This window comes from Nitrogeniibacter aestuarii, assembly GCF_017309585.1.
Lineage (GTDB): Bacteria > Pseudomonadota > Gammaproteobacteria > Burkholderiales > Rhodocyclaceae > Nitrogeniibacter > Nitrogeniibacter aestuarii.
Genome location: NZ_CP071321.1, coordinates 3,047,929 through 3,067,566, shown reverse-complemented (window position 1 = coordinate 3,067,566; position 19,638 = coordinate 3,047,929). Strand labels below are relative to the sequence as shown.

Below are 19,638 nucleotides of genomic sequence, written 5' to 3'. Positions count from 1 at the left end.
GGTTCTTCCGTGCTTATGCCGATATCATGGCCGGCTTCGCCCACACTGACACTCGCCAGGACACCGTCGCATGAGCTCAAGCGCCTTCTTCATCATTGCCGCCATCCTCAACTTTCTGGCAGGTCTGGCGCATTACGCGTGTGTGGTGGTCGGTGCGCGGGGCTTCGAACTGTTGGGGGCGGGCGAGCCCCTGGTGAGCATGGCCCGGCAGGGGCACTGGTATCCCGCGTTCATTGCCACGGCGATCGGTTCGGTGCTGTGCGCCTGGGGTGTCTATGCGCTGGCAGGCGCGCGCCTGATCGGCCCGCTGCCATGGCAGAAGTGGGTCCTGATGGCCGCGACCGCCATCTATCTGCTGCGCGCAGTGGCGTTTCCGTTGCTCAAACCGGCCTTTCCCGACAACAGCGATCTGTTCTGGTGGGTCAGCTCCGGCCTGTGTCTGGTGATTGGCGTGTGTCTGTTGCTTGGCTTGCTGCTGGATTAGACACAAAAACGCCCGGCCGTGCCGCAATACCGTTCAGTTAAGCGAATCCGGGCCTCATGGACGGGTCGCTCCCTCCCCTTCAAGGGGAGGGTTGGGGTGGGGATGGGGTGAAACAGGGTTGCTCAAACCCCATCCCCCTCCTGACCTCCCCCTTGAAGGGGGAGGAACCGTGCCTTAACTGAACGGCATTACCGGTCGTGCCGGGGCGTTTCGTGAGCGGGCAGTGAGCGATCAGACGGTCAGCGACCGCCGCGATACATCTGTTTGCGTTGCTCGTCGGTGAGCAGGGCGTCCATCTTCTGACGGGCGTCGATCATGCTCTCGTACATGGACTGGCGAATTTCACCGATGCGTTTGTAGATCGCGCCGATGGCGTCGCGGTCGGGTTTTTCGGCCGCGTAGAGGTCACGCAGCTTGGCCTGTTCGTCCATCATCGCGCCCATCATCGACCAATGGCTCTTGCGGGTCTGGTCCATGATGGCGTTCGCTTCCTTGCGCTGCTCGGGCGTGAAGTCAGGACCATAGCCCCCCATCATGCCCGGGCCGTAACCACCGCCCATCATCATGCCGGGACCTTGCCCGCCCATCATGCCGGGCCCATAGCCACCACCCATCATGCCGGGACCATAACCACCACCCATCATGCCGGGACCTTGACCGCCGCCCATCATGCCGGGGCCGTAACCACCGCCCATCATGCCCGGGCCGCCCTGGCCTTGCTCGTAGGGGCAGTCGTAGCCCGCTGATCCTGGCTTGGGTCCCGGTGGATTGGCGATGACGCCTGTTGCAGCCAGGCCGAGGGCCGCTACGGCCACCCAGGGCATCCATTTGCGAGTCGTGCTCTGTTTCATGGCTTTCTCCTTACGCTCCGGCGGGATGAGAGGCATCTCGCCAACCATGTTTGTTCGTTCAACGATCTCTCTGTGGTTCAGTGTGCGACGGCTGGGTGCCGTTTTCTTTGCGTTATGGCAAAACGTGTGTCGTGACTCTAGCGATCGCGACGACCGGCGCCCGGGGGTGGCGCCGAACAACAGGGTGAGGTCGGCGCGTCTCGATGGGCTTGTTCGTTGGCTTTCATCCAGGCGCGAAATGCACGCCATGTGCGGCGCCACCACGGGGTGGCGGGTGCATCGGCATCGGGCGTGGATGGCAGGTCAGTGGGCATGGGGCGTCCCTTCATCGTGCGTGTGGGCAGCCGGGCCCTCGTGATCCTGGGCGGGCATATCGACAGCCCTGTCGTGCCCGTGTTCATGTTCGTCAGCCGGCTGGCCGCCATGGGCGTGTCCATCGCTGCTGTTCACCCAGGCGCGGTATTCCGCCACGCCCATGACCGGCAAGGCCTTGAGCAGGGCGACCAGGTTCCAGATGTCGTCATCGGTCATGCCGCCACGCCCCCAGGCGGGCATGCCGCTGGCCTTGATGCCGTGCTTGATCACCCAGAAGGCCTCGGCCGGGGCGAGCGGCGCGGCGCCGTCCTCACCGGCGCGGGCCAGGTTGGGCGGCGTGGGGTAGAGCCCGAGGCGGATCTCGGATTCGCCGACGCCCGGGCTCAGGTGACAGTCGGCGCACATGGCGGCGTAGTTGCCGGCACCTTTGCGCACGCGTTCGCTGTCATCCAGATCCGCCGGCACCGTGATGCCGTCGGCGTGATGGGCGATGGCGCGCTCCCGTGCGGTGTCCAGCAGGCTGAATACGAGGGGGTGATGCGGTTCATCTGCCGCCACATTGACGAAGCCGCCGAACAGCATGACGGCCCCGCCGCCGATCGCGACCAGCGCGGCGAAGACGATGCCGGAGATGAAGGATTTCATGGGGTGGGCCTCCGTGTGTTCCGCGCCTGGCCGCGTGCGTCAGCGGATGCCCGCGCGACGTTGCTGCGCACGAACATAGGCAATGATGTGTGCCACGTCATTGGCGTCGACCCCTTCAACCGGCGGCATGTCGCCGAAACCCCAGTGGTGCGCGCGCGTGCCATAGCGGGCCGCCAGCTGGAACGAGGCATCCGAGTGATGTGAGGGTTCATAGATCTTGTGCACCAGGGGCGGGCCCTTTTTGGTGCCGGCCAGGTCCTGCCCGTGGCAGCTGGCGCAAGTGCGCTCGAACAGTGGCCTGCCCTTCGCCGGGCTGGCCATGAGGCCACGGTCCGGTTCGGGAATTTCCATGCCGGCCGCGAACACCGTGCCGCCACACAAGGCGGCGAGCAGGCCGGCCAGGGTCAGAACGCGTTTCATTTTCAGTCTCCCTTGAGCATCGGTCGGTCAGAACCAGAAGCGCACGCCCGCCACCAGGCGGGTGTCCATGGTGTCGCCGCCTTCGTCCCGGGCCAGGTCCGCCGTGCCGCCCAGCAGTCGCTTCCATTCAACGCCAACGTAGGGTGCGAATTGACGCGAGAACTCGTAGCGCAGGCGCACGCCGGCGCTCAGGTCGGCCGGGCCCGAGGCCACCCCCTGCGTTTCGTCCCGCTTGCCATAGGCGTTGAATTCGACGCGCGGCTGCAGAACGAGTCGTTGCGTGATGAGCAGTTCGTACTCGCCCTCCAGACGCAGTGCGGTCTGGCCGCCCTTGCCGATATACGCGGCGGCGTCCACCTCGAACCAGTAGGGGGCGAGCCCCTGCAACCCGATGGCGAGCCAGTCTTCGTCCGGCGCTTCGCCCGAATCGTGGCGCCAGCCCAACTGCAGGTCCCAGAAGTGCTCGACCGCATGGCTCCACAGGAACTCCGTGCGGGCGTGTTCAAGGGCGCCTTCGGTATATTCGCCTTCGGACTTGATCACCAGCTTGTTGAAATCACGGCCGATGCGGGCCTGGGCGTCCCAGGCCGTGAAGGCCGAGTCTTCGGCGTCGACCCGTTCGAGGCGATCGACGAGCAAGCTCGCGAAGCTGTCCATGTCGGCCGTGTGCGGCGGGTGGGCGCCGTCGAACAGGTGAGGGCCGCTGGTCAGGGTGTAGCCACCGGAATAGGCGTGCGGATCGCGCGCATCGGCCGGGGGACTGCCGCCCTGCATCTGACCGTGATCCATGCCTTCCATGCCGCCATGGTCCATGCCGTCCATTGTCTGCTGGTCCATCGTGCCGTGGTCCATCGTGCCGTGGTCCATCGTGCCGTGGTCCATCGTGCCGTGGTCCATCGTGCCGTGGTCCATCGTGCCGTGGTCCATGGCGCTGTCATTTGTGTTCATGCCCTCGGCACCTGCGGCATGAGGCATGCTGCCGTGATCCATCTGGCTATGGTCCATCTGGCTGTGGTCCATGGCCTGGCCGATGGCGGCCGATGTACTCAGCGAGAGCAGCGCGGCGGCGATCAGGGTGCGCTTCATTCGGATCGATCCTTGTGTGTGCGTCATCTTCATGCCACCAGCACCTCGCGGAACATGCCGGCGTGCATGTGGAACATCAGGTGGCAGTGCCAGGCCCAACGGCCCGGGGCATCAGCCGTCACCAGAAAGCTGATGCGCTGTGCCGGTTGCACCGGAATGGTGTGACGCCGGACAAGGAAGCGGCCATCGGGCGACTCCAGCTCGCTCCACATGCCGTGCATGTGCATGGGGTGGGTCATCATGGTGTCGTTGTGCAGGATCACCCGCAGGCGTTCGCCGTGCTTGAAGGTCACCGGCGTGCTGCCGCCGAAGGCCAGCCCGTCGAAGGACCAGGTGTAGCGTTCCATGTTGCCGGTCAGGTGCAGCTCGATCTCGCGGCCCGGGCCACGATCGTCCATCGGGCCGCCCACGGTGGAGAGCTGGTCGAGGGTGAGCACCTTGCGGCCATTGCCGCGCAGACCCACGCCCGGATCGTCCAGGTTCGTCCGCGGGGTGTCGACCCGCATGTCCACCGAGGCACCGTATTCGGTGCGGGCGTGGCGCACCTGCTGGCCGGGTTTGGCGAGGCCGCCCATGGCCATGCCGTGGGCGCTGTGGTCCATCTGGCTGTGATCCATCGCCGCAGGCGCCATATCGCCGTGGCCCATGGCGCTGTGATCCATGCGGCTCATGTCCCCCATCATGTCGCCCATGGTCAGTGGCTGCACCGGGTCGATGGCCGGCACGGGGGCCGTCAGGCCTTCGCGCGGGGCGAGGGTGCCGCGGGCGTAGCCGGAGCGGTCCATGGCCTGGGCAAACAGGGTGTAGGGCATGTCCTTGGGCTCGACGATCACGTCGTAGGTCTCACCCGGACCGAAGCGGAATTCATCGACCGTCACCGGCTCGACCGGCAGGCCGTCGGACTGCACCACGGTCATCTTCAGGCCCGGAATGCGCACATCGTAGAAGGTGTTGCCCGCGCCGTTGATGAAGCGCAGCCGGACCCGTTCGCCGGGCTTGAACAGCCCGGTCCAGTTGGCCGCCGGCGCACTGCCGTTCATGAGGTAGGTGAGGGTTTCGGCCGACAGGTCCGCCAGATCGGTGGGGCTCATGCGCATGTCGTTCCACATCTCGCGCTTGGCCATGGCCCGGCGCAGCCCCTGGTGGGCCGCGTCATTGAAGAAGTCCATCACCGTGGGCTGATGGAAGTTGTAGTAGTCGCCCTGGGCCTTGAGCTTGGCAAAGACCCGCCCCGGCTCCTCGTCGGTCCAGTCGGAGAGCAGCACCACGTGTTCCCGGTCGGCGCGGATTCGCTCGCCATCCTTCGGTTCTACGATCAGTGCGCCGTACATGCCGGTCAGCTCCTGCATGCCCGAGTGGGAGTGATACCAGTAAGTGCCGCTTTGCTGCAGCTTGAAGCGATAGGTGAAGGTCTCGCCCGGCGGGATGCCCCTGAAGCTGATCCCCGGCACGCCGTCCATCTGGAAGGGCAGGATGATGCCGTGCCAGTGAATGGAGGTTGATTCCTTGAGGCGATTGGTGACGCGCAGGGTCACCGTGTCGCCCTCGCGCAGGCGCAGTGTGGGCGCCGGGATCGAACCGTTGATGGTAGTCGCCATGCGCGGCTTGCCGGTGTAATTGACCAGGGTCTCTTCGACCACCAGTTGAATCTCGGTGCCGGTCAGTACCGGTGCGGTGCCCGTGTGGGCGCGGTTCTCCAGCGCGGCGCGAGCCAGGCCGGGCATGCTCGCGACCACGCCGCCCGCGGCGAGACCCTGGACGAAACGCCGTCGGGTCATGTGGGGCTGGGGAAGCGTCAGCAAGGATTTCGATGACACGCTGATCTCCTCGGGGAAAAGGGGTGTTGTTGGGGGGCGGCCGCAAACGTGCCGTTGCATTCAATGAGGCCAGTGTCATCCCCTGCGGGCGTCACCAAGCTGACGCGAACATTACATTTCTGTCATCTTGCTGCGGCCGGGCGCGGGGACTGGCACACTGCGAGGCATGAAGATCCTGATCGTCGAGGACGAACCCAAGACCGGCGACTACCTGCGCCAGGGCCTGAGCGAGGCCGGCTTCGTGAGCGAACTGGCGCGCACCGGCACCGACGGGCTGCATCTGGCGCTCACGGGCGATCACGACCTGATGATTCTCGACGTGATGCTGCCGGGCATCGACGGCTGGGCGCTGCTCGAATCCGTGCGCCGTGCCGGCAAGGACACGCCGGCACTATTTCTGACCGCCCGCGACGAGGTGGAAGACCGGGTCAAGGGGCTGGAGCTGGGGGCGGACGACTATCTGGTCAAGCCTTTTGCCTTTGCCGAGTTGCTCGCCCGCGTGCGCACCGTGCTGCGCCGGGGGCGCAGCGGCTCCGAACCGACCACGCTGGCCGTCGCCGATCTGGAGCTCGATCTGCTGCGGCGCCGGGCGGTACGCGCGGGCCACCGGATCGACCTCACGGCCAAGGAGTTTTCCCTGCTCGAACTGCTCATGCGTCGCCAGGGCGAGGTGCTGCCGCGCTCGCTGATTGCCTCGCAGGTGTGGGACATGAATTTCGACAGCGACACCAACGTGATCGAGGTGGCGGTGCGCCGCTTGCGCAGCAAGGTGGACGACCCCTTCGATCCGCGCCTGATCCGCACCGTTCGCGGCATGGGTTACGTGCTCGAAGCGCCGGAGGCCGATTGAAACCCTTCATGTCGCTGACCACGCGGCTGACACTGCTCTACGCGCTCATCTCGAGTGCGGTGCTGGGGGTGTTCTGCGTGGTGATCGTCTCGGCCATCGAGCAGCACTTCATCGAACAGGATCATGATCTGGTCAATGGCCGCCTGGCGCGCATCCAGTCGCGGCTGGCATCGATTTCCCGCGCCGATCAGCTTGAGCAACTGCACACCCTGCTGCACGACGTGGTGGTCAGCCACCAGGACATGCTGGTGCTGGCCTTGCTGCCGGACGACCGGGTGGTGCTGCAGATGCCGCACGACGCCAGTGCCGAGGCGCGACTGCGTGGCGCACTCGATGCCCGCGCGGCCGCCTTCGAGTGGGAACTCGACGATCATCCGTATCGTGGATGGACCGCCGTCATGCCCACGGCGCTCCCCGGCCAGCCAAGTGTGCGATTCGCGCTGGCCATCGACATCAGTCATCACGCCATGTTCATCGAGCGCTTCATTCGCAGCCTGAGCGTGCTGGGCGTGCTCGCGGTGCTCGCCAGTGCGCTGCTGGGCTGGGCGGTGGCGCGCCATGGCCTGGCGCCCCTGACCCGCATGCGCGCGCAGGCCGAGCGGGTGACGGCCTCGCGACTCGATCAGCGGGTGTCGACGGCCGATGTGCCGCTCGAACTGGCGGAACTGGCCGAGACACTCAATGCGATGCTCGGCCGGCTCGAAGATGCCTTCAATCGCCTCTCGGCCTTTTCGGCCGATCTGGCGCATGAACTGCGCACGCCGATCAGCAATCTGACGACCCAGACGCAGGTGGTGCTCAGCCAGCGGCGGTGCGCCGATGACTACCGCGATGCGCTCGAATCGAATGCCGAGGAGCTCGAACGCATGACGCGCATGGTGGCCGACATGCTGTTTCTGGCCAAGGCCGATCACGGGCTGATGTTGCCCAGCCGCGAGCCGGTCGATCTGCATCAGACGGTGCAGGATCTCTACGATTACTACGATGCACTGGCCGAAGTCGGTGAGGTCTCGCTGGTGGTGAGCGGCGGGGCGACCGTTTTCGGCGACCGTCTCATGTTGCGCCGGGCGCTGGGCAATCTGGTGTCGAACGGCATCCGCCATACCCCGCCGGGCGGGCAGCTTCGGGTCGAGATCGAGTCGGGCGGCATGCCCGATCAGGTGCAGGTCCGGGTCATCAACACCGGCGAGACCGTCGCTCCGGAAGACTTGCCGCACCTGTTCGAACGCTTCTACCGTGCGGACAGGGCGCGTCGTCACGATGCCGCCGAAGGCAGCGGATTGGGGCTGGCGATCACCAAGGCGGTGGTGGATGCCCACGGTGGCCGCATTTCGGTCTGCTCGGCCGATGGGCAGACCTGTTTTGCCCTGTCCTTGCCGGGCAGCTCGCCTGCCGACTGAGTCGCGTCGCGCCGGGTGCGCGCTGGTGTGCCGCGCCGCCGCTGTGTTCCTGCCCCGTTCCCCGTCATACGCCAAGCGCTTAAGAAACCCTTAAGGGTGCCTGTCTAGAGTCCCCCCATCGTTTATTGGGGACTCATATGCTTCACCGCCGTTTCATCCTTGCACTGACCACATCGCTCGTCCTGGGCACCGCAGGTGCCGCCGAGGGTATCGTGCTCAAGCCGGCCCAGCTCGAAGGCTTGGGCATCCGTACGACCCCGGCGGGCGAGGGGCTGGCCGCCACGGCCGGCCAACTGCCCGCGCGGGTGCTGGTGCCGGTCGACCAGATGCGCATCGTCGCTTCGCCCATGAGCGGGCGGGTCGAATCCCTGTCGGTCGCCGAAGGCATGGCCGTGAAGGCCGGGCAGGAAGTGGCCGCCCTGAGCAGCCCGGACGCCCTGCAACTGCAGCGTGAAGCCATGCAGGCGGCCAGCGAGGCCGCGCTGGCGCAAAGCGCCTACGTGCGCGATCAGAAGCTCTACAAGGAAGGGCTGATTCCCGAAGCGCGCCTGCAGGCTTCCCGCGCTGCCGCCGCGCAGGCCGGTGCGCTCTCCAGAGAACGCAGCCAGGTGCTGTCGCTGAGCGGCGCAAAGCGCGGTCGCGCGGCCGGCTCACTGGTGCTGGTGGCACCCATCGATGGCGTCGTGCTCGAGAAAATGGTGGAAGTGGGCGAACGGGTCGATGCCAGCGCGCCGGTGTTCCGCATTGCGCGCCTGTCGCCCCTGTGGCTGGAAATCCAGGTGCCGCTGGCCACCGCCGATCGTCTCAAGCCCGATGCACGGGTCGATGTGCCCGGCGTGGGCGTGAGCGGGCGGGTCATCGGGGTGGGGCATGCCGTCGATCCGGTCACCCAGACGGTGATGGTGCGCGCCGAGGTCACCGACAACGCCGAGGCGCTGCGCCCGGGCCAGATGGTCTCGGCCGCCATCGCCGACACCGCCGGCGGCGGCATCGACATTGCCGCCTCGGCACTGTCGCACGAAGGCGGACGCACGCTGGTGTTCGTGCGCACGGAGGGCGCCGGTGGCGAGGTGAGCTTCGAGGCGCGCGAGGTGAAGGTGCTGGAAGTCAGCGGCACCACGGCCAGCGTGCAGGGGGTGCAGGCCGGTGAGCCGGTGGCCGTGTCCGGGGTCTCCGGGCTCAAGGCTTTGCTGACCGGCGTGGGAGCCCAGTGATGCTCGACCGCCTCATTCGCTTCTCGCTCACCCAGCGTCTGCTCATCCTGGTGCTCACGGCCATCCTGCTGGCCGCCGGGGTGCAGGCCTTTCTCAACCTGCCCATCGACGCCTTCCCGGATGTATCCACCACCCAGGTGAAGATCATCCTCAAGGCGCCGGGCATGACCCCCGAGGAAGTGGAAACGCGCCTGGCCGTGCCGGTGGAGCAGGAGATGCTCGGCATCCCCAACCAGCGGCTGCTGCGCTCGACCTCCAAGTACGCGCTCACCGACATCACCATCGATTTCGAGGACGGCACCGACATCTACTGGGCCCGCCAGCAGGTGGGCGAGCGGCTGGCCTCGGTGATGGGCGATCTGCCGGCCGGCGTGACCGGCGGCATGGCCCCGATCACCACGCCGCTGGGCGAGATGTTCATGTTCACCATCGAAGGCGATCTGCCACTGGCGGACAAGCGCGCCTTGCTCGACTGGGTGATCCGCCCGCAGCTGCGCACCATTCCCGGCGTGGCCGATGTGAACAGCCTGGGCGGCCATGTACGCACCTTCGAGGTCATCCCCGACCCGGTGCAACTGGCCGCGCGCGGCATCGAAATGGCCGCGCTGCAGATGGCGCTGGAAGAGAACAACCGGAACGACGGTGCCGGCCGCCTCACCGATGTGGAAGAGGCCCTGCTGGTGCGCGCCGAAGGCGCCATCCAGACGCTCGACGACGTGCGTGCCATCGTGCTGCAGGCCGACGGCGGCATGGTGGTGCGTGTGGGCGACGTGGCCGAGGTGCGCATGGGCGCGCTCACCCGCTACGGCGCGGTCACGCGCAGCGGGCAGGGCGAGGCCGTGGAAGGGCTGGTGCTGGGCCTGCGCGGTGCCAACGCGCAGTCGGTGGTGGCGGGTGTGAAGGCGCGTCTGGCGCAGATCGAGCCGACCCTGCCCGAGGGCGTGAGCATCGTGCCGTTCTACGACCGCTCCAAGCTGGTCGGGCGCGCGGTGGGTACCGTGTCCAAGGCCTTGCTTGAAGCCATCGTGCTGGTGGTGTTGCTGCTGCTCGCCTTCCTGGGCAACCTGCGCGCGGCGCTGGTGGTGGCGCTCATGCTGCCGCTCTCGGCGCTGGCGACCTTCATCATGATGCGGTTCTTTGGCCTGTCGGCCAACCTCATGAGCCTGGGCGGCCTGGCCATCGCTATCGGCATGCTGGTCGATGCGGCGGTGGTGGTGGTCGAGAACGTGGAAAGCCAGCTCACCGGCAGCGCCGATGCGGCGCCCGACAAGCTGCCCACGCTGCACCTGATCTTCCGCGCGGCTCGCGAGGTGGCCTCGCCGGTGGCCTCGGGCATTGCCATCATCATCATCGTGTTCCTGCCGCTGCTCACCCTGCAGGGGCTGGAAGGCAAGATGTTCGGCCCGGTGGCGCTGACCATCGTGTTTGCCCTGTCGGCTTCCCTGTTGCTGTCGCTCACGGTGGTGCCGGTGCTGGCGTCCTACCTCATCAAGCGTGGGCCGCATCACGAGCCGTGGCTGGTGCGCAAGCTGGCCGCCATCTACGAGCGCGTGCTTGACGTGGCCTTTGCCCGCAGCAAGTTGTTCATCGGTGCCGCGATGGTGGCCCTGGTGGCCGCCGGCGGCGCCTACACCCTGCTGGGCAAGAGCTTCATGCCGACCATGGATGAGGGCGACATGATCATGCAGCTCGAAAAGCTGCCCTCCATTGGTCTCGACCAGTCGCTGGAGGTGGACATCCGCGTGCAGCAGGCCATCCTCGAACGCATTCCGGAAGTCGAGGCCATCGTCGCCCGCACCGGTTCGGACGAGCTGGGGCTCGACCCCATGGGCCTGAACCAGACCGACACCTTCATGGTGCTCAAGCCCCGCGACACCTGGCGCACGCCCGATCCCGAATGGCTGGCCGACCAGATGCGCGAAGTGATGGTGGATTTCCCCGGCATCGGTTTCTCCTTCACTCAGCCGATCGACATGCGGGTGTCCGAAATGCTCACCGGTGTGCGCGGCGACCTGGCCATCAAGATCTATGGGCCTGACCTGGATGTGCTCAACCGGCTGGCCGGCGAGATCGAGGGCGTGGTGCGCCAGGTCAATGGCGCCGAGGACACCTTCACCGTCAAGAACGAGGGTGTGCAGTACCTGCAGGTGAAGATCGACCGCCTCGCGGCCGGTCGCTACGGGCTGAATGTGAACGACATCCAGAACGACCTAAAGGCCCTGCTCGAAGGCGCCGACGTGGGCACGGTGATCGACCGTGGCCGCCGCGTGCCGGTGGTGCTGCGCGGGCCGGACAGCCTGCGCACCTCGCCGGCCGATTTCGAGAGCCTGCGCCTGGCGCTGCCCGACGGGCGCAGTGTGCCGCTGGCCTCGGTGGCGAGCCTTGCGCGGGTCGACGGCCCGGTGAAGGTGGACCGCGAAAACGCCGAGCGCTACGTGGTGGTGCAGTCCAACGTGCGCGGCCGCGATCTGGTGGGTTTTGTGGATGAGGCCAAGGCCGCGGTGATCGATCAGGTCGCGCTGCCCGATGGCTATCGCCTCGCCTGGGGTGGCCAGTTCGAAAACCAGCAGCGGGCTGCGGCCCGGCTGGCGGTGGTGGTGCCGGTGGCGCTGGCGCTGATCTTCTTCCTGCTGTTTTCCACCTTCGGCTCGGTGCGCCAGGCCCTGCTGGTGCTGTCGAACATTCCCTTCGCGCTGGTGGGCGGGGTGTTCGGTCTGCTGCTCACCGGTGAATACCTGTCGGTGCCGGCGTCGGTGGGTTTCATCGCCTTGCTGGGCATTGCGGTGCTCAACGGCGTGGTGATGGTCAGCTACTTCAACCAGTTGCTGGCCCGGGGCATGCCCATGGCGCAGGCGGTGCGTGAGGGCGCGCGGCGCCGGGTGCGCCCGGTGATGATGACCGCCAGCATTGCCGCCTTCGGCCTGGTGCCCATGCTCTTCGCCAGCGGCCCGGGCTCGGAGATCCAGCGCCCGCTCGCCATTGTGGTGGTCGGCGGTCTGGTCACCTGTACCGCGCTCACGCTGGTGCTGCTCCCCATTCTGTTCAGCCGCTTCGGTGCCAAGCGCACCGTGGCCTTCTCGGAGACTTCCGTTGAATAACGTCATGCTCACGCTGGTGATGCCCAACGACATCGCCCAGCATGTCGAAGACCTGCTCATCTCCCATCCGGACGTGGTGGGCGGCTTCACCGCCACCGCCGCCGAAGGCCACGGGGCCAGTGTGCAGCTGGTCCAGCCCTCAGAGCTGGTGAGCGGCCATGCACCGCGCACCACCATCCAGACGGTGGGCACCGAGGCCGCCATGCAGATCGTGGTCGATCTGATTCGCCGCCACCTGCCGGGTGCCAACGTTTTCTTCTGGCTCACGCCGGTCATTGAGATGGGGCGTCTATGAATTCCGCTCGTTTTTCCTGGGTGGTGTTCGCCCTCATCGTCTCCACCGGGGCGCAGGCTGCCGGCCACGAAGCCCTCGGCCTGCCCGACAGCGCCGTGGTTGAGCAGGTGCTCAACGCCGCCCCGCGCGTGAAGGCCGCCGATGCGCGCCTGCGTGTCGAGTCGGCGCGCAGCGATGGCCTGGCCAGCGGTCCGTATGAATGGAGCGCCAACCTGAGCGCCCAGCGCCGCCGCGCCGACGCCACCAACGGCGGCACCGACCGCTTCAACGAATGGAGCGCCGGCGTGGAACGCACCGTGCGCCTGCCGGGCAAGGCGGCGATGGATCGTGCGCTGGGGCAGGGCGGTGTCGACATGGCCACCATTGCCCGTGAGGACGCCTTCCACGAAGCCTCGCGCGATCTGCTTACCGCCTGGTTCGCGTGGCTGCGCGGGGTGGCCGTGGCCGAGCAGTGGCAGTCGCAGGTCGACTCGCTCAACACCCAGGCCAGGGCCGTGGCGCGCCGCAACGAGCTGGGCGACGCCTCGTCACTGGATGCCGTGCAGGCAAATGCCGCCCTGGCGCAGGCACGGGCCGAACTGGCCACCGCGCTGGCCATGCGCGACGCGGCGGCCGAATCACTGAGCCGCCGCTACCCCGACTTGCCGCTCACCGCGCCGACCCACCTGGCCGAGCCGGGGGTGGTGGCCGGGCAGGAAAGCGAATGGATGGATGCGCTCATGGCCCACAGCCACGGCCTGCGCCTGGCCCAGTCACGCAGCCATCTGGCAGGCCTGAACGCGCGCCGCGTCGGTCGCGACCGTGTGCCGGACCCCACCTTCGGGGTGTTCTTCTCCCGCGAGCGCGGGGGCGAAGAGCAGGTGATCGGCGCGCAGGTGAGCATCCCCATTGCCGGCGGTGCACGCCGCGCCAGCGCCTCGGCCGCCGTGGCCGAAGCCGACGCCGTGGCCCAGATGGAAGCCGACGCCCTGCGCGAAGCCACGGCCGAAGCGGCCACCAGCCTGCTCAAGGCCAAGGCCAGCCGCACGGCCTGGGAAGCGAGCCGCACGGCCGGCGAACAGATGGTGGCCGCCGCGCAGATGACCGAACGCGCCTACCGCCTGGGCGAAGGCAGCTTCGACGAATTGCTGCTCGCCCAACGCCGCGCCAATGAAGCGGCACTCAGCGCCCGCCAGCGTCACCTGGACGCACTCGAAAGTTACTACCGCCTGTCGCTGGACGCCGGGCGCCTGTGGGGTGATTCGGATATGCCTGCCCACCCCGACATGAAAGGAGATCACTCATGATTCGCCCCCTCTTGACCGCCACTGCGGCCACCTTTTCCATTACTGCTTGTGCCGGCCCGATGATGACCACCCCGGCGGCCACGCCGGAAGGCCTCGTGGTGTTGTCACTGACCGCCGATGCCCCGGCGGGCGCCCGCATCTCGTCGCTGGAATATCGCATCCGCCCGGTCGAGGCGATGGGTGAGGGTGAGCAGCTCGCCCGCACCGAGCGCCGCGCCGGCTCGGTGACCGAACAGTTCCGCCGCGCCGCCGCCGACAACGCCCGACGCGCCGCCGACAACCTCCGCAGCCGGGTGGAGGTACTCGGTGACAACGCCCCCGACAACGCGGCCATCCATGTGGCCGACAAGACCACCGGCCGCGTGCTGGTGCTGCACCTGCCGCCGGGCGAATACGAGCTTCGCGACTGGTCGCTCTCCATGGCCGACAAGGCCGGCAACGCCAGACTGAGCCCACCGGCCGGCAGCGCCTACCGGTTCACCGTTGCCGGGGGCGAGCAGCGTTATGTGGGCAACGTGCACCTGAGCCTCAAAACCGACAGCCGCTTCAGCCAAAGCGTGCTCGATGCTCGCGAACGCGACCTGGGCATGGCGGGGGCGCTCGATGAGGCCGTGAAAACGGAGACCGTGGTGTATCTGCCTGCTCGACGGGTGCCTTGAACGAGGTCAGATGGACCGGGGAACGAAGGCGCCTTTGTGCGCCTTCTTTTTTGACTGGAATTGAGGGGGGAGGACGGCTGTTGAGTTCGCTCCCCAAGTGACAAGTCCTCGGCCGAAGCCGACCGTGGGCATTCTGTCAGAATCAGGCGCCAATGTGCCGGTTAGCTGTCACTCAGCGAGTAATTGGTCTTGACGCTTGGAAAAAGCACTCGGCGGAGAGCGCACTCGATAAACCTCTTCATTCGGACTGATCTTTGGAGAATGGATCGATGTGCTCAACGTCGTCCGTGGCTTGGCCATAACGCGTTCCCAGCAGTTTTTCTAAGGCGTTGATGTCAGGAGTACGTGATCGCACGGTAAGGTTCCAAACATTCGCTGTCGTCATCATGAAGGAGGTCGCCGACATCTTCGCCTCTTCGCTGAATAGGGTTTCCACCGGGAATTCGACAGTGTCCGCAGATTCCTCCTCGTGCAGTACTTTCGAGATGTACTGCCGATATCCCTGCACGTCGTTAGGTTTAACCGCCAGCCTTGCCCGATAGTTAAGGATCGTATTCATGAGAACGAGAAGGATCCACCAGTCCTTGTGCCCTTCCGCGCGATGCAGGGCGACCCACTCCTGGAATCGCGGATTCCCTCGCAGGCGTGCAAGGGTGGTCGCGATTGGTTTCACGCCACGCTCATATCGGTTCCTGAGCGCGATCTGAGCCTTCTCAGGGGTATAGCCGGGACCCGGAGTGTCAAGCCAAGCGAGTTCGGGTGCCGAGCGAATGATATAAGCACTCGCATCAGGTGGAGCCAGCGACGCGGCTCTCCGCCCTTCGTACTCGGCGGGATCTACGAACTGAGCGAACAGTTCACTGTACGGACGGACGATAAACACTTTCGACGTAAGCCCATCGCGGAAGGCGCTGTCGAGCCGGCGGAAGAGGTCTTTATCCGAAAGGCAACTGCATTGGGTCAGCACGGCTAGGGCTATGCTGCTGACGTCTTGCTGCATCTCCTCCAGTTCAGCCTGACTGACGGCATTCACCTTCGGCAATGTGACCTTCATGCCGGAAGAGTCATTACCAGGCAGCATCTCGACCCTCGCCCGTCGAATCGCCGACAGTTCCACCTGAATCGACACGCTTGTGGGAAGCAGGCACAGGTCGCGCTGCGCGAGATCGGCCAAGGCGATTTGCAGAATGGCGACGAACTGCTCGACCAAGCAGATTGTTCCGTAGCTATTGGGACACGTCACACGCCACTGAATTCCGAGCGCCGCCCAAGCGTAAATTCGGGTCGGGCCGGTGTCGCTGAGCGGTACTCCGAAGAATTCCCTCTGCATCTCATCACGAAGCTGCGCCGCGCTAGAAGTTTCGAATTTTGTCAAATCGGTCAAAGGAATCAGAAGGTCCTTCGCCAAGTCCTCCGGCATGCTGACAGCAGCCAGTGGTGCGTTCAGGAGCGCCATTGCCGATTCACCGTTGAGCGCCTTGGAGAGTGCACGGGCGACAAAGAAGTGGTAGACGGTTGCCTGGAGTCGTTCGTGCTCCTCCCAATTATCCGGGTCGTTGAGGAATTCATAGTGCGATGACAGTATCAACGGCATCAGCTCGCTGAACGACATCCACTCTCCAGCCTCATAGTTGCAAGCAGCCGCTTCGTGGAGTGCGCCCACAAAAAGTGGCCGCAGGTCGTCATCCTCAGACGTATGAACCAGGAACGCGGCGCCGAACGCATAGTACTTAGCCGCCCAGAGCAGTCCGAGCCTGCGATAGGCACCTGAGAGCAGCAGCATTGCAAGTACGGTTGGCCGCAACGTGTCTCCTGTGAACCACTTGACCTTGACCCGATGTAGCTCCGACATGCCGGACAGGATGTCACCTTGCTCGATGAGGGCAATTGCGCGATCGCGGCATTTCTCAGCCACTACGAAGCCGGACGTGCGCTTCTCAAGCACTTCGTCAGTCCGACGGACAAGCCGGTCGAACTGCGGGTGGCTGCTCAGGATGGGGGTCAGCTTCGTCAGCCCGTCTACGAACGACTCCAGCTCGAATAGCGGTGCTGCATCGGCAACCTTCAATAACTTAAACCAGAATTTGATCGGAGCGTCGAGGTCGAACTGCGGCTCGGCGCCTGTGAGGAATGGGAGCGACGCGAGCGAAGATCGTGTGTACAGGAGGTCAGCTAGCCGGTTCGGGTTGTCGGAGGACGCAGCAATCTCTGCGTCCACGAACGCGACGATCTCGGTGCTGTAACCATGGAGCACAGCTGGGTCCGCATCGAATTCGCGATGAAGTACTGCGGACGAGGCATAGGACAGCAAGAGTGCCGAATCACGAAGCTCCGCAGGCCTGGTCCATCGGTGCCAGTCGGCGAGGTATGCGTGGACCATGGGTTCGCATGGTCTCAAGTCATGCAATCCGCGAAGTGTCGCCACGCATATCTCGTATTGGACTCGACGGACCAGCGACTCCCTCTGCTCGGGAGTTATTAACTGCTCCATAACGGCAAGCCAGCGCGTCAAATCAGCTTTGTACTCCGGCTGGAAGGTCGCAGCGCGAAGGCCGTACTTGATGCTGACGAAGTCGGCGAACGTGTACGGCGTCTGTGTCTCTTCGAGCCATCGCCGACGGGCGTCCGCGTATGCGGATTTGGGGGCCACCTGCGGCTCCGGAAGCAGGTCGCTGGGTATGTGAAGGTATTCCTCAGCGATCCAGAATAGAGCCGGCTCGGTGAACTGCTCCGCCATAGCCTGTGCGTCCAAGATCTCGAGGCGGCACCCGTAGGTGTCAACGCATTCTTGTGCGAGCACAAGGCGAGTAGCGATGGGAATGTTCTGGTTGGAGAAGAAGTAGACGATATAGGGGGTTTCTCGCGCGCAAATCTTGGCGAGGTCGTCACGAACTTTCGCTTTGATGCGGGATTTTCCGGTGATTGAGCAGGCGAAGACCAGCGGCTTCGACTCCCCGATGCCGCGGAAGAGGCTGCTACGGGTCTCCACCCGCCGTATGAAGGTCGTGAAAGTCTCGAAGTCTCTGCCCTCATCGCCACCAGCTGTCACAGGGCCAGTTGCAGGGAGGATGTTCGGCGTAATCGTCTCACGAGCCAAGTGGCGGCAGATGTGTTCAAACTCGTGGTGCGAGTTTGTGGCTGAAAGCTGGTCTAGCTGAAAGAGCAGTTGCGCGATTAGGGCACGTCGCTTCGGAGTATTTTTCGCCCGCTTAGCTGCGCTTGCTGTCGTACTCGTCATTGTTACCCCACCCTGAATCGCTCGGCTATGTTCTAGGTCGCTTTGCGGACCCGAGGGACGGCCGACTGAGTATGTCGTATTTGTTGCCAGCTTACGTTGCCGCCGACATATTTCTGCCTGATTTAGTTATGGCGCGCAACTAAGAACGACATCAGAATGCTGGGGCGACCTTCGTCGCCAAGGTAACTCTAAGATCTGGTGACTGGCGAATACCGGACGTTCATGCGGTACCGGCTGTATGTCCGCAATGGCCGAAAACCGGAGATTCGAAAACGTCCATTTGAAGGCACCTCGGTCGGTGGCGCGCACGCAGGACTCGCTGGCTTCGCGCAACCCTTCGACCGTTCCTAATCAATGAGCCCTTCACCCATATATCTGGGCATGACCGGGGCTCATTGGGGAATCGTATCTACGATTGTTCTTGGAACGTTTGGCGCATGTACCCCGTGGCACAGCGCCTCCAGCTCAAGACGCGCCTCGATAGCACGCTCGAGTGCACCTTCCTCGCCGTACTTCGAAACTGCGAACGAGCGTGAGCTCGCCTTGATACCCCAGGGCGGGTCGGCGACCCAAGAGATGTAGCAGCGCTGCTGGCCCGATTTGTTGGTATAGATGCGCTTGTGTCGGCGAATTCCGGCCTTGCCGGTGGTGTTGTTCTTGCGCAGCTTCGAGACGTATTCACGTTTAGGCAACATGGCCAGACTGGTGATCATCTTGTCGCGCCATTGCTGTGCCGCGCGCAGGGCGTCCTCAATGCTGCCGTAGCCGCGCTTGCCAAACCATCGCTTGTGGGTCTTGCCGCGTCGTCTGAGGCGTGCCTCGTATCCCTCTTTGCCAGGTGTCGCTTGGTACGTAATGCAATACATGGCATTGACGCTTGCAACCTCCTGTGGCTTTGGCGACGGTTGTGCTTTAGAATCGTCCGACATTACCGCGACCGCATGGAAGCTACAGACTCGGCGCCGATTGGTCTGGCGACCACTGCCAGAAAACGGCGCCATAGTCGCCGCCGACATCAGGCATGGTTTCGCCTTGTTTGAAGTAGCGACGGCTGCCCTGCTTGGCAGGCGTGAACCACCAGCCGGCTTCGGGGCAGGGTTGGCCGGCGGGGACGTTGCTACGCTGTTTCTCGGTCTCCCGTGAATCACCAGTCTTATCGCCATAACCGCGCTGGCTGTGTTGCCGCGCATAGTCGACGAGGTCCGCAGGGTAGAACGGCTTGTCGCGGTAGCTGCTGTCGTCGATGTCGAGAATGAAGGTGATGGCCGCTGCTTCCAGCGACCAGTACCCCGGAAATATCGAGGACTTGTGCCGGTCGTGGTAGGGCTCCCGCCGGCTGGCGTCGTACCACTCGTCCAGATACTGGGCCATCAGCGCAGGGCGATCGGCGGGCTTTGCAGCGAAAATCTTTCGGGTCTTCCGGTACGGGAGCTGTCGGGTGTAGATCGTCGCCTCTGGACGCCCAGGCAGGTAGGGCGCGACCAGTGCTTCCAGCAAGGCGTCCTGGTCATCGTTCTCGTAGGCAAGCAGATCCACGATGCGGCCGAGTAGCCCGGTGTGGCCGAGCAGGATGGCAAAGCAGACGAGCTGGAGCGCCTTCCAGTAGTCTGAATCGTAGAGATCCAGGTGGGGCACCTTGTGACCGCCGCTTTCTTCGCTTTCGTGAAAATCGATGTGCAGTGGCGCGTACGACTCCCAGTATTCAAGAACCGTCGGCAGAAAAGAGGCTAGCTCGTCTAGGGGCGCCCCCCCCGAATAGCTAAAAATGACCGCATCGCTGGCGTCGCTTGCACGCTGCTCTGCAGCACTCATGATGGCGCCCTTCGATGCTTTGGCCATCATTTCTTTGTTGGAAAGGTTGGCGGCGACTATTTCGAAACCTTCGAGGGCGTCAACGATGACGTCTTCATAGTCCTCGTAGTCTTGTCGTGGTTCTCGATGTTGTGCTTCCCATTCCTTTTTACCGAGCAAACTTAACAT

The 19,638-nt window shown here is 64.7% G+C and carries 16 protein-coding genes; 8 read left to right on the top strand and 8 right to left on the bottom strand.

Translation table 11 applies throughout. From position 1 onward, the window contains the following. Positions 1-70 precede the first annotated feature (70 nt). Positions 71-484 carry a hypothetical protein gene (locus J0W34_RS14270; RefSeq protein WP_227817146.1) on the top strand — a complete coding sequence of 138 codons (414 nt, stop codon included), beginning with the start codon at positions 71-73 and terminating at the stop codon, positions 482-484. Between the two features lie 239 nt (positions 485-723). Here the strand turns inward: J0W34_RS14270 and J0W34_RS14265 are convergent, their stop codons facing one another. The 5 genes from J0W34_RS14265 to J0W34_RS14245 all read right to left on the bottom strand — a co-directional run bounded on the left by J0W34_RS14265 (position 724) and on the right by J0W34_RS14245 (position 5,618). Further along, positions 724-1,335, bottom strand: a complete 612-nt coding sequence (locus tag J0W34_RS14265; protein ID WP_230969228.1) for a Spy/CpxP family protein refolding chaperone — start codon at positions 1,333-1,335, stop codon at positions 724-726. Between the two features lie 303 nt (positions 1,336-1,638). After that, entirely contained in the window at positions 1,639-2,295 is a 657-nt protein-coding gene (locus J0W34_RS14260) for a c-type cytochrome (RefSeq protein ID WP_230969227.1), read from the bottom strand. A 39-nt stretch (positions 2,296-2,334) separates the two neighbouring features. Further along, positions 2,335-2,715 (bottom strand): c-type cytochrome, encoded by a 381-nt coding sequence (locus J0W34_RS14255; protein ID WP_230969226.1) that lies wholly within the window; start codon positions 2,713-2,715, stop codon positions 2,335-2,337. 27 nt (positions 2,716-2,742) lie between these two features. Further along, entirely contained in the window at positions 2,743-3,801 is a 1,059-nt protein-coding gene (locus tag J0W34_RS14250) for a copper resistance protein B (RefSeq protein ID WP_230969225.1), read from the bottom strand. A gap of 29 nt (positions 3,802-3,830) precedes the next feature. Continuing rightward, positions 3,831-5,618, bottom strand: coding sequence for a copper resistance system multicopper oxidase (locus J0W34_RS14245; protein WP_456238051.1), 1,788 nt, complete (start codon positions 5,616-5,618; stop codon positions 3,831-3,833). A gap of 166 nt (positions 5,619-5,784) precedes the next feature. On the opposite strand from J0W34_RS14245, the gene J0W34_RS14240 reads away from it, so the two are divergent. From J0W34_RS14240 to J0W34_RS14210, 7 genes are all read left to right on the top strand, one after another. Beyond that, entirely contained in the window at positions 5,785-6,468 is a 684-nt protein-coding gene (locus J0W34_RS14240; RefSeq protein ID WP_230969224.1) for a heavy metal response regulator transcription factor, read from the top strand. A gap of 8 nt (positions 6,469-6,476) precedes the next feature. Beyond that, complete coding sequence (locus tag J0W34_RS14235; protein WP_230969223.1) at positions 6,477-7,868, top strand: heavy metal sensor histidine kinase; 1,392 nt, start codon at positions 6,477-6,479, stop codon at positions 7,866-7,868. Between the two features lie 137 nt (positions 7,869-8,005). Further along, on the top strand, positions 8,006-9,082 hold the full coding sequence (locus J0W34_RS14230) for an efflux RND transporter periplasmic adaptor subunit (protein ID WP_230969222.1): 1,077 nt from the start codon (positions 8,006-8,008) through the stop codon (positions 9,080-9,082). Beyond that, positions 9,082-12,180, top strand: a complete 3,099-nt coding sequence (locus J0W34_RS14225) for an efflux RND transporter permease subunit (RefSeq protein ID WP_230969221.1) — start codon at positions 9,082-9,084, stop codon at positions 12,178-12,180. Before J0W34_RS14230 ends, J0W34_RS14225 begins: the two co-directional genes overlap by 1 nt. Beyond that, positions 12,173-12,475 (top strand): DUF3240 family protein, encoded by a 303-nt coding sequence (locus tag J0W34_RS14220; RefSeq protein WP_227817133.1) that lies wholly within the window; start codon positions 12,173-12,175, stop codon positions 12,473-12,475. The genes J0W34_RS14225 and J0W34_RS14220 overlap by 8 nt, the downstream gene beginning before the upstream one ends. Further along, positions 12,472-13,761 carry a TolC family protein gene (locus J0W34_RS14215; protein WP_230969220.1) on the top strand — a complete coding sequence of 430 codons (1,290 nt, stop codon included), beginning with the start codon at positions 12,472-12,474 and terminating at the stop codon, positions 13,759-13,761. Before J0W34_RS14220 ends, J0W34_RS14215 begins: the two co-directional genes overlap by 4 nt. Continuing rightward, complete coding sequence (locus tag J0W34_RS14210) at positions 13,758-14,420, top strand: hypothetical protein (RefSeq protein ID WP_230969219.1); 663 nt, start codon at positions 13,758-13,760, stop codon at positions 14,418-14,420. The genes J0W34_RS14215 and J0W34_RS14210 overlap by 4 nt, the downstream gene beginning before the upstream one ends. 238 nt (positions 14,421-14,658) lie before the next feature. Here J0W34_RS14210 and J0W34_RS14205 read toward each other — a convergent pair whose 3' ends face one another. The 3 genes from J0W34_RS14205 to J0W34_RS14195 form a co-directional block, all read right to left on the bottom strand. Then, entirely contained in the window at positions 14,659-17,658 is a 3,000-nt protein-coding gene (locus tag J0W34_RS14205; protein ID WP_230969218.1) for a hypothetical protein, read from the bottom strand. Positions 17,659-18,050: 392 nt separating this feature from the next. After that, positions 18,051-18,587: an AP2/ERF family transcription factor gene (locus tag J0W34_RS14200; protein ID WP_230969217.1), complete on the bottom strand. Its 537-nt coding sequence runs from the start codon at positions 18,585-18,587 to the stop codon at positions 18,051-18,053. A 19-nt stretch (positions 18,588-18,606) separates the two neighbouring features. After that, entirely contained in the window at positions 18,607-19,638 is a 1,032-nt protein-coding gene (locus J0W34_RS14195; protein ID WP_230969216.1) for a PoNe immunity protein domain-containing protein, read from the bottom strand.

Bases quoted from the DNA above. Each gene is read 5' to 3' on its own strand.
- J0W34_RS14270 (WP_227817146.1), top strand. From the start codon at position 71: ATGAGCTCAAGCGCCTTCTTCATCATTGCCGCCATCCTCAACTTTCTG.
- J0W34_RS14265 (WP_230969228.1), bottom strand. From the start codon at position 1,335: ATGAAACAGAGCACGACTCGCAAATGGATGCCCTGGGTGGCCGTAGCG.
- J0W34_RS14260 (WP_230969227.1), bottom strand. From the start codon at position 2,295: ATGAAATCCTTCATCTCCGGCATCGTCTTCGCCGCGCTGGTCGCGATC.
- J0W34_RS14255 (WP_230969226.1), bottom strand. From the start codon at position 2,715: ATGAAACGCGTTCTGACCCTGGCCGGCCTGCTCGCCGCCTTGTGTGGC.
- J0W34_RS14250 (WP_230969225.1), bottom strand. From the start codon at position 3,801: ATGAAGCGCACCCTGATCGCCGCCGCGCTGCTCTCGCTGAGTACATCG.
- J0W34_RS14240 (WP_230969224.1), top strand. From the start codon at position 5,785: ATGAAGATCCTGATCGTCGAGGACGAACCCAAGACCGGCGACTACCTG.
- J0W34_RS14235 (WP_230969223.1), top strand. From the start codon at position 6,477: ATGTCGCTGACCACGCGGCTGACACTGCTCTACGCGCTCATCTCGAGT.
- J0W34_RS14230 (WP_230969222.1), top strand. From the start codon at position 8,006: ATGCTTCACCGCCGTTTCATCCTTGCACTGACCACATCGCTCGTCCTG.
- J0W34_RS14225 (WP_230969221.1), top strand. From the start codon at position 9,082: ATGCTCGACCGCCTCATTCGCTTCTCGCTCACCCAGCGTCTGCTCATC.
- J0W34_RS14215 (WP_230969220.1), top strand. From the start codon at position 12,472: ATGAATTCCGCTCGTTTTTCCTGGGTGGTGTTCGCCCTCATCGTCTCC.
- J0W34_RS14210 (WP_230969219.1), top strand. From the start codon at position 13,758: ATGATTCGCCCCCTCTTGACCGCCACTGCGGCCACCTTTTCCATTACT.
- J0W34_RS14205 (WP_230969218.1), bottom strand. From the start codon at position 17,658: ATGACGAGTACGACAGCAAGCGCAGCTAAGCGGGCGAAAAATACTCCG.
- J0W34_RS14200 (WP_230969217.1), bottom strand. From the start codon at position 18,587: ATGTCGGACGATTCTAAAGCACAACCGTCGCCAAAGCCACAGGAGGTT.
- J0W34_RS14195 (WP_230969216.1), bottom strand. From the start codon at position 19,638: ATGTTAAGTTTGCTCGGTAAAAAGGAATGGGAAGCACAACATCGAGAA.